The organism is Mycobacterium sp. SMC-17 (assembly GCF_045310915.1).
In the GTDB taxonomy this organism is placed as follows: Bacteria; Actinomycetota; Actinomycetes; order Mycobacteriales; family Mycobacteriaceae; genus Mycobacterium.
The window spans coordinates 79,360-87,460 of record NZ_JBJIAK010000009.1; the positions used below are offsets into that span (position 1 = coordinate 79,360).

The following is an 8,101-nucleotide window of genomic DNA, read 5'->3' on the forward strand; positions in this document are numbered from 1 at the left end:
TGAGCACCGGTTCAGCGAACCGCGAACGCCGCCTTTGCTGTGGCCAGCGCCTCGGGAGACGAGTCCAGAAACCTGCGCGCCCATTTCTGCGCCTCGTCGTAGACGTGGTCAGGCGCCACGAGTTGGTCGATCAGACCGAGGGAAACCGCTTCCTCGGCGCCGGCGAACCGGCCGCTGAACACCAGGTCCTTGGCGCGGCTGTCGCCGACGGCCGCGGCCAACCGCGCCGCCGCGCCCTCGGCCGGCGCCCGCCCCGACAGGATCTCGGTCGACCCGACCTTGACGTTGTCGCCGCTGATCCGCCAGTCGGCGGCCAGCGCCAGCGTCAGGCCGCTACCGAGCGCGTAACCCGTCACGGCCGCCACGGTGGGCCGCGGAATGGCCGCCACGGCGTCGACGGCGGCGCGGCAGACGGCGCCCGCGACGCGCGCTTCCGCCGCGTCGAGCGTGCTGGTCTCGTGGTCGTCGTCGCCGGTGCAGAACACCTCGTGACCGCCGTGCACGATGACGGCGGTGACGTCGGACCGCTGGCCCAGCTCTTCGGCCGCCGCGGCGATCTCCCGGCACATCTGGCGGGTCAGCGCATTGCGCGGTGGCCTGGCCAGCAGCAGGGTGCCGATGCCGTCGGTGACGTGGATCTGGACGTATTCGCCGATGTCCATCACTGCGCCCTGCCGCCGCGTGCCGCCTTGTACCGCTCGGCGTCGAAGAACTCGATGTCCCAGGTGCCCTCACCCATGGTGAGGACCGGCTCGATCGGTTCGATGGTGCGCTCGTCCTTCATCAGTTCCGGGACCGTACGACCGTCCAGCGAGCTCAGTTGCGTCCACGTGGGCGGCAGCAGGAACGAATGCCCCTGCGCGAACTCCTCCAGCGCTGCCGTGGGCGTCCGCCAGGCGACATGGTCGCTCTCGGTGTTGTTGCCGTCGGCCCGTTGGCCGGCCGGCAGCGCGCCGACGAAGAAGAAGGTGTCGTAGCGGCGGGTGCGTTCCTCTTTGGGCGTGATCCAGTTGGCCCACGGCCACAGCAGGTCCGCACGCAGCACGAGCTTCTCGCGGGCCAGGAATTCGCCGAACGACAGCTCCCGGCTTTCCAGCGCGGTCCGGGACTCGTGGTAGACGGTCGCGTCGGAGACGATGCCGTCGGGATCGTCGGCCGGCCCGGCGAACAGCACACCGGACTCCTCGAACGTCTCGCGGGCGGCGGCGCACACCAGCGCGCCGGCCAGCACCGGGTCCACGCCGAACCTCTCGGCCCACCAGCTGCGGTCGGGCCCGGTCCAGGCGATGTCGGCATCGCGGTCGCGCTCGTCGACCCCGCCGCCGGGGAACACCGTCATGCCGCCGGCGAAGGCCATCGACATGGTGCGGCGCATCAGGAAGACCTCGATGCCAGGCGCACCGTCGCGCACCAGCATCACCGTCGCGGCCGGCCGGGGATGCAAGGGGTCGAGTTCGGTCATATACGCCTCCTGTGCGCCGCGCGACTGCGGGTACGACGGGCGAAGTACCGCCCGTCGATGTACTCCAGGGCGATCGACTGACCGAAGGCCTGGGAGAGATTCTCGGACGTCAGCACGTCGGGCAGCAGCCCGGCGGCGACCGTCTGCCCCTCGGAGAGCAGCAGGCAGTGCGTGAAGCCCTCCGGGATTTCCTCGACGTGGTGAGTGACCAGCACCGTGGCCGGCGCGTCGGCGTCGGCGGCCAGATCAGCCAGCCGGGCCACCAGTTCTTCGCGACCGCCGAGGTCCAGTCCGGCCGCCGGCTCGTCGAGCAGCAACAGCTCCGGATCGGTCATGAGCGACCGGGCGATCAGGACCCGCTTGCGCTCCCCCTCGGACAGCGTGCCGTAGCGGCGGTCGGCGAGGTGTTCGGCGCCGATGCTCTCCAAGGTGTCCAGCGCACGGTTGTAGTCGACGTCGTCGTACTGTTCGCGCCACCGGCCCAGCACGGCGTATCCGGCCGAGACCACCAGGTCCCGCACGACTTCGTCGTCCGGTATCCGCTGCGACAGCGCCGAACTGCTGAGCCCGATGCGAGACCGCAACTCGGACATGTCGGTGCGGCCCAGCCGCTCGCCGAGGACGAAAGCCGTGCCCGACGACGGATGCTCGACGGCGGCCGCCATGCGCAGCAGCGACGTCTTGCCCGCGCCGTTGGGGCCCAGGACGACCCAGCGTTCGTCGAGTTCCACCGCCCAGTCGATGGGGCCGACCAGGGTGGCCCCGCCGCGGCGCAGCGTGACCCCGGAGAATTCGATCAGCAGGTCAGGATCGGGCTGGGCGTCGGGTTCTACGAGGTGGTCGTTGAGGGCGCCGGGCACTCGCTCATCGTAGTCACGGCCGGTTCAGCCGCCCGGTCCCCCACCACGTGTGCCCAGCCACTGGCCGCGAGCCACCGGGTCGGGGTGCACCGCAGCACCAGTTGCACCAGCGGCCCAATCCCCAAGGCGTACACGACGGTTCCGACGCCGACGGTGCCGCCCAGCAGCCAGCCGGTGGCCAGCACCGTCACCTCGATGCCGGTGCGGACCAGCCGCACCGACCAGCCGGTCCGGGCCACCAGCCCGGTCATCAGTCCGTCGCGTGGCCCCGGCCCCATCCCGGCACCGATGTACATCACCGTGCTGACGGCGTTGAGCACGACGGCGCCGACCATCATCGCGGTGCGCACCGGCAGCGTCGTCGGCTGCGGCAGCACCAGCAGGGCCGCGTCGACCACGACGGAGATGACGATGACGTTCGCGACGGTGCCGACGCCCGGCCGGTTCCGCAGCGGAATCCAACCGAGCAGCACGACGACGCCGACGAGCGCCGTCGCGCCGCCGATGGTCAGTCCCGTGTGCTTGGCCAGGCCCTGGTGGAAGACGTCCCACGGGTCCAGGCCCAGGCCGGCCCGCACGAACAGCGCCATCGACAGGCCGTAGCCGCTCAGGCCAGCCAGCAGCAGCGCCGTGCGGACGGCCGTGGTCTTCACGCCGACGTCAGCCCTCACCGGTGGTCCTGGAAGCGAGCGCGGATGGCATCCAGTTCGTGCCGCACCCGCGCCGCATCCAGATCGCGGACATCGGCCCGGTTGTCGCGCCGCGACCGGACGCGCTTCTCAGCCAGTTTTGATAGCCAGTTCGTTCGCATAGCCCCAGTTTTCCCGCCAACTGGCTTGCCATTCAATAGCCAGTTGGCTGATACTGGCTTCAATGTCGATCGAGATGTCAGCCAGATCACTTGACGAAGTCCTTCTGGCACGAGAATTGGGCAACTGGCGCACCTCCAGCCTCAGCGGCCCCGCCTATCTGGGCCTGGCCGATGCCATCCGCCTGCTCATCGTCGACGGCCGGCTTCCCGTCGGCGCCCGGTATCCCAGCGAGCGCGCGCTGGCCGACGCCCTGCGCGTCTCCCGCACCACCGTCACCGCGGCCTATGCCCAGCTGCGCGAGGACGGCTATCTCAACGCCCGCCGCGGCGCCCGCAGCACCACGGCGCTGCCGCCCACCGCACCGACGGCCAGTCCGGCCCCCCTCACCAGGACCGGCACGCTGAGCCTGGCCGACGCCGCCCCCTCGGCGCCGGCGGCCGCCACCATCGAGGCATTCACGCGCGCCGCCCAGCGCCTGGCACCGCACTTGCACGACATCGGCATCGAACTCACCGGCGTCGCCGAACTTCGCCAGGCCATCGCCGAAAGATATTGCGCCAGGGGGCTTCCCACCGAGCCCGACGAGATCATGGTGACCACCGGGGCCCTGCACGCGATCAATCTCATACTGGCCACCTACGCCCGCCCGGGCGACCGCGTGCTCATCGAGCAGCCGACGTACCACGGCGCCATCTCGCTCATCGCCGCGTCCGGAGCCCGCCCGGTGCCCGTCAGCATGGCCGAAGACGGCTGGGAACTGGATGCCGTGCAAGCCGCCATGCGGCAACTGGCACCGAATCTGGCCTACCTGATCGTCGACAACCACAATCCGACCGGGCTGAGCCTGCCGGCCGCGGGACGCGAGCGCCTCGCGCGCATCATCTCCGAGACCCGGACTCGCACCATCATCGACGAGACCATCTGCGACATCTGGCTGGACGAGCCGCTGCCGCCGCCACTGGCCTCCTACCTGGAGAGCCGTCGCGACCTGGTGATCACCGTCGGTTCGATGTCGAAGTCCTTCTGGGGTGGACTGCGGGTCGGCTGGATTCGCGCCGAAAGGTCCACCCTGGCCGCCATCGCCGCGGTGCGGCCGACCATCGACCTGGGCACCGCCATCGTCGAACAACTCGCCTCGGCCGATCTGCTCCGCCAGGCCGACACCGTGCTGCCGGCCCGCCGCGACATGCTGCGGGCCCGGCGGCAGCTGGTGAGTTCGCTTCTGCAGGAACAACTTCCGGACTGGACGGCGAGCCCGTGCCACGGCGGCATGTCGATGTGGATGCGGCTGCCCGCACCCATGAGTTCAGCGCTATCGGCCGCGGCGTCCCGGATGGGGCTCGTCATCCCCGCGGGTCCACGATTCGGCGTCGACGGCACCCTGGAGCGCTTCATCCGGGTGCCCTTCACACAGCCCGAGGAGCGGCTACACGAATCGGTTGCGGTGCTGGCTCAGGCCTGGCGCAGCGTCACCGGCTCCGGTACGCCGGACGCGCACGCCCTCGTCGTCTGAGGGGCCCTGAGAACTTACTGCTGGCTCTGGATCAGGCCGATGCAGGTGCCGATGTGCTCGGGCGTGCAGGGGATGCCGTTGACCGTCTGCAGGCCGCCGACCGACTGGGTGATCTGTGCGCCCGTCCCACTGTTGGACGTCTGCGGCGGCACCGCCTGCGGGCCACTGCCATTCGCCGTGCCCTTGACGCACACGCCTTCGAAATGGCTCGGCACCGTCCCCCAGGGGCACGCGTAGGCCGGCGCGGCCGCCGTCACAGAGACGACCGACAAGGGGCCGGCGACCAACGCGACAGCACTCACACCAACCAGAACCGCACGCTTCATGTCACCATCTCCCACACGCTTACGCAGCAAATCAATATCAATAGTCACCACTGTAACGCGACAGCGGCCCCGGTGTGCCCTCGCCAGGGAATCCCTACGGAATATCGACGCGTCGCACCACACCGTCGACGGCGTCGGCGGCCTCGATCTCGCCACGCGTGATGCCCAGGATGAACAGCACGGTGTCCAGATACGGGTGGTTCAGCGACGCGTCGGCGACGGCCCGCAGCGCGGGCTTGGCGTTGAACGCCACCCCGAGCCCGGCGGCCGACAGCATGTCGATGTCGTTGGCGCCGTCGCCGACCGCGACGGTCTGCTCCATGGGCACACCGGCCTGGTTGGCGAAGTCCCGCAGCGCCTTGGCCTTGCCCGGGCGGTCGACGATCGGGCCGGTCACCCGGCCGGTCAGCTTGCCGTCGACGATCTCGAGGTGGTTGGCCGCGACGAAGTCGAGCATCAGTTCCTCGGCCAGCGGCTCGATCACCTGACGGAACCCGCCCGACACCACACCGCAGTGGTAACCCAGCCGGCGCAGCGTGCGCAGCGTGGTGCGGGCCCCCGGGGTCAGCTCGATCTGGTCGGCGACCTCGTCGACCACCTCGGCCGGCAGCCCGGCGAGCGTGGCCACGCGTTCCCGCAACGACTCCTCGAAGTCCAGCTCGCCACGCATGGCGGCTTCGGTGATCGCCGCGACCTTGGCCTCGGCGCCGGCGCGGGCAGCCAGCATCTCGATGACCTCGCCCTGGATCAGCGTCGAGTCGACGTCGAACACGATGAGCCGCTTGGCCCGGCGGGCCAGGCTGTAGTCCTCGAGCGCGATGTCGACGCCCTCGTCGACGGCGACGCGCGCCAGCGCGGTTTGCAGCTGGGTGTACGCCCCGCCCACCGGCGGCACCGACACCCGCAGCTCCAGCCCCGTCACCGGATAGTCGGAGACGCCGCGGATGAAGTCGATGTTGACCCCCAGCGCCGCGACCTCGCGGGCGACGACGGTGAACGCCTCGGCGGTGATGGGCCGGCCCAGCACGACGATGGTGTGGGTCGACGGTTCCGTCAGGACGGGCTGATCGTCACTGCTGTCGATCGCGACATCGAGTCCCAGCTCGCCGATGGCCTGTTGCACGTCGGCCCGCAGCACCTCGCCGGCCACCTCGGCCGGCACCGCAACCAGCACGCCGAGTGTCAGGCGGCCACGGATGACCACCTGCTCGACGTTCAGCAGCTCGACGTTGTGCCGCGACAGCACGCCGAACAGCGTCGACGTCACGCCCGGCTGGTCGAGACCGGTGACGGTGATGAGCACGGATCCGTTTGGCATTCCTGCCTGCGTCATCTGTCAAGTCCCCTAACGCAGAACCGCCCGCGCCTTAGGCGCGGGCGGGTCGGCTGATTCCTAGTGGTGCGATCGACCGATGTGCGCTTCGGCGCGCATCCGCTCGACCATGTGCGGGTAGTGCAGCTCGAACGCCGGGCGCTCCGAACGGATCCGGGGCAGCTCGGTGAAGTTGTGCCGCGGCGGCGGGCAGCTGGTGGCCCACTCCAGGGAGTTGCCGTAGCCCCACGGGTCGTCCACCACGACGGGCTCGCCGTAACGCCAGCTCTTGAACACGTTCCACACGAACGGCAGCGTGGACAGGCCCAGGATGAAGGCACCGATGGTCGAGATCACGTTCAGCGTGGTGAAGCCGTCGGTGGGCAGGTAGTCGGCGTAACGACGCGGCATGCCCTCGTCACCGACCCAGTGCTGGACCAGGAAGGTGGTGTGGAAGCCGATGAAGGTCAGCCAGAAGTGCAGCTTGCCCAGACGCTCGTCGAGCAGCCGGCCCGTCATCTTCGGGAACCAGAAGTAGATGCCCGCGTAGGTGGCGAACACGATGGTGCCGAAGAGCACGTAGTGGAAGTGCGCGATGACGAAGTAGCTGTCCGTCACGTGGAAGTCCAGCGGCGGGCTGGCCAGCAGCACGCCCGACAGGCCACCGAGCAGGAAGGTGATCAGGAAGCCCACCGAGAACAGCATCGGCGTCTCGAAGGTCAACTGGCCCTTCCACATGGTGCCGATCCAGTTGAAGAACTTGATACCGGTCGGGACCGCGATCAGGAACGTCATGAAGGAGAAGAACGGCAGCAGGACGGCGCCGGTGGCGTACATGTGGTGCGCCCACACGGCGACCGACAGGGCGGCGATACCGAGCGTCGCGTAGATCAGGGTGGTGTAACCGAAGATCGGCTTGCGGCTGAACACCGGGAAGATCTCCGAGACGATGCCGAAGAACGGCAGCGCGATGATGTACACCTCGGGGTGGCCGAAGAACCAGAACAGGTGCTGCCACAGGAGGACGCCGCCGTTGGCGGGGTCGTAGATGTGCGCGCCCAGGTGGCGGTCGGCGGCCAGGCCGAACAGCGCGGCAGTCAGCAGCGGGAAGGCCAGCAGCACGAGGATCGAGGTCACCAGGATGTTCCAGGTGAAGATCGGCATGCGGAACATCGTCATACCCGGGCAGCGCATGCAGACCACGGTGGTGACCATGTTGACGGCACCCAGGATGGTGCCGAGACCACCGACGGCCAGGCCGACGATCCACAGGTCGCCACCGGCACCGGGCGAGTGGATCGCGTCGGTCAGCGGCGAGTAGGCGGTCCAGCCGAAGTCAGCGGCACCACCGGGGGTGATGAAGCCGGCGATGGCGATCATGGCGCCGAACAGGAACAGCCAGAACGAGAAGGCGTTCAGCCGCGGGAACGCCACGTCGGGGGCGCCGATCTGCAGCGGCAGCACCAGGTTCGCGAAGCCGAACACGATCGGGGTCGCGTAGAACAGCAGCATCACCGTGCCGTGCATGGTGAACAGCTGGTTGAACTGCTCGTTGCTCAGGAACTGCAGTCCCGGCATGGCCAGCTCGGTGCGCATGAACAGCGCCATCAGGCCACCGATGAAGAAGAACACGAAGCAGACGACGCAGTACATGATGCCGATCAGCTTGTGATCGGTCGTGGTCACCAGCTTGTAGATCAGGTTGCCCTTGGGGCCCATACGCTCCGGGAACGGGCGACGAGCCTCGAGTTCTCCGATTGGGGGCGCTTCGGCTACCAACAGATCCTCCAAATGTTCCGGGCGAATGGTTCGAGCA

Annotated in this window: 9 protein-coding genes; 1 reads left to right on the forward strand and 8 read right to left on the reverse strand. The window is 68.9% G+C overall.

Annotation, left to right across the window (positions count from 1 at the left end; all coding sequences use genetic code 11):
• Window positions 1-11 precede the first annotated feature (11 nt).
• The 5 genes from ACJH7A_RS08660 to ACJH7A_RS08680 all read right to left on the reverse strand — a co-directional run bounded on the left by ACJH7A_RS08660 (window position 12) and on the right by ACJH7A_RS08680 (window position 3,133).
• Complete coding sequence (locus tag ACJH7A_RS08660) at window positions 12-662, reverse strand: enoyl-CoA hydratase (RefSeq protein WP_267323474.1); 651 nt, start codon at window positions 660-662, stop codon at window positions 12-14.
• A complete protein-coding gene (locus tag ACJH7A_RS08665; protein WP_406801778.1) occupies window positions 662-1,462 on the reverse strand; it encodes an NUDIX hydrolase in 801 nt (266 codons plus the stop codon). The genes ACJH7A_RS08660 and ACJH7A_RS08665 overlap by 1 nt, the downstream gene beginning before the upstream one ends.
• Complete coding sequence (locus ACJH7A_RS08670; protein WP_061001297.1) at window positions 1,459-2,322, reverse strand: ABC transporter ATP-binding protein; 864 nt, start codon at window positions 2,320-2,322, stop codon at window positions 1,459-1,461. Before ACJH7A_RS08670 ends, ACJH7A_RS08665 begins: the two co-directional genes overlap by 4 nt.
• A complete protein-coding gene (locus ACJH7A_RS08675) occupies window positions 2,292-2,912 on the reverse strand; it encodes a YczE/YyaS/YitT family protein (protein WP_406801809.1) in 621 nt (206 codons plus the stop codon). Before ACJH7A_RS08675 ends, ACJH7A_RS08670 begins: the two co-directional genes overlap by 31 nt.
• A gap of 77 nt (window positions 2,913-2,989) precedes the next feature.
• Window positions 2,990-3,133, reverse strand: coding sequence for a hypothetical protein (locus ACJH7A_RS08680; protein ID WP_165605527.1), 144 nt, complete (start codon window positions 3,131-3,133; stop codon window positions 2,990-2,992).
• Between the two features lie 62 nt (window positions 3,134-3,195).
• On the opposite strand from ACJH7A_RS08680, the gene ACJH7A_RS08685 reads away from it, so the two are divergent.
• The gene (locus tag ACJH7A_RS08685) at window positions 3,196-4,647 is read left to right on the forward strand and encodes a PLP-dependent aminotransferase family protein (RefSeq protein ID WP_133427156.1); all 1,452 of its coding nucleotides are present in this window, start codon (window positions 3,196-3,198) and stop codon (window positions 4,645-4,647) included.
• 14 nt (window positions 4,648-4,661) lie between these two features.
• On the opposite strand, the gene ACJH7A_RS08690 is transcribed toward ACJH7A_RS08685, so the two are convergent.
• The 3 genes from ACJH7A_RS08690 to ctaD form a co-directional block, all read right to left on the reverse strand.
• Entirely contained in the window at window positions 4,662-4,973 is a 312-nt protein-coding gene (locus ACJH7A_RS08690) for a hypothetical protein (protein WP_020103125.1), read from the reverse strand.
• A 94-nt stretch (window positions 4,974-5,067) separates the two neighbouring features.
• Window positions 5,068-6,291, reverse strand: a complete 1,224-nt coding sequence (gene serB, locus ACJH7A_RS08695; RefSeq protein WP_110767291.1) for a phosphoserine phosphatase SerB — start codon at window positions 6,289-6,291, stop codon at window positions 5,068-5,070.
• 75 nt (window positions 6,292-6,366) lie between these two features.
• Window positions 6,367-8,064 carry a cytochrome c oxidase subunit I gene (gene ctaD, locus ACJH7A_RS08700; RefSeq protein ID WP_061004131.1) on the reverse strand — a complete coding sequence of 566 codons (1,698 nt, stop codon included), beginning with the start codon at window positions 8,062-8,064 and terminating at the stop codon, window positions 6,367-6,369.
• Window positions 8,065-8,101 lie beyond the last annotated feature (37 nt).

What these genes read in the sequence shown, in the direction of transcription:
- ACJH7A_RS08660 (WP_267323474.1), bottom strand. Translation starts at nt 662, where the DNA reads ATGGACATCGGCGAATACGTCCAGATCCACGTCACCGACGGCATCGGC.
- ACJH7A_RS08665 (WP_406801778.1), bottom strand. Translation starts at nt 1,462, where the DNA reads ATGACCGAACTCGACCCCTTGCATCCCCGGCCGGCCGCGACGGTGATG.
- ACJH7A_RS08675 (WP_406801809.1), bottom strand. Translation starts at nt 2,912, where the DNA reads ATGGCGCTGTTCGTGCGGGCCGGCCTGGGCCTGGACCCGTGGGACGTC.
- ACJH7A_RS08680 (WP_165605527.1), bottom strand. Translation starts at nt 3,133, where the DNA reads ATGCGAACGAACTGGCTATCAAAACTGGCTGAGAAGCGCGTCCGGTCG.
- ACJH7A_RS08685 (WP_133427156.1), top strand. Translation starts at nt 3,196, where the DNA reads ATGTCGATCGAGATGTCAGCCAGATCACTTGACGAAGTCCTTCTGGCA.
- ACJH7A_RS08690 (WP_020103125.1), bottom strand. Translation starts at nt 4,973, where the DNA reads ATGAAGCGTGCGGTTCTGGTTGGTGTGAGTGCTGTCGCGTTGGTCGCC.
- serB (WP_110767291.1), bottom strand. Translation starts at nt 6,291, where the DNA reads ATGCCAAACGGATCCGTGCTCATCACCGTCACCGGTCTCGACCAGCCG.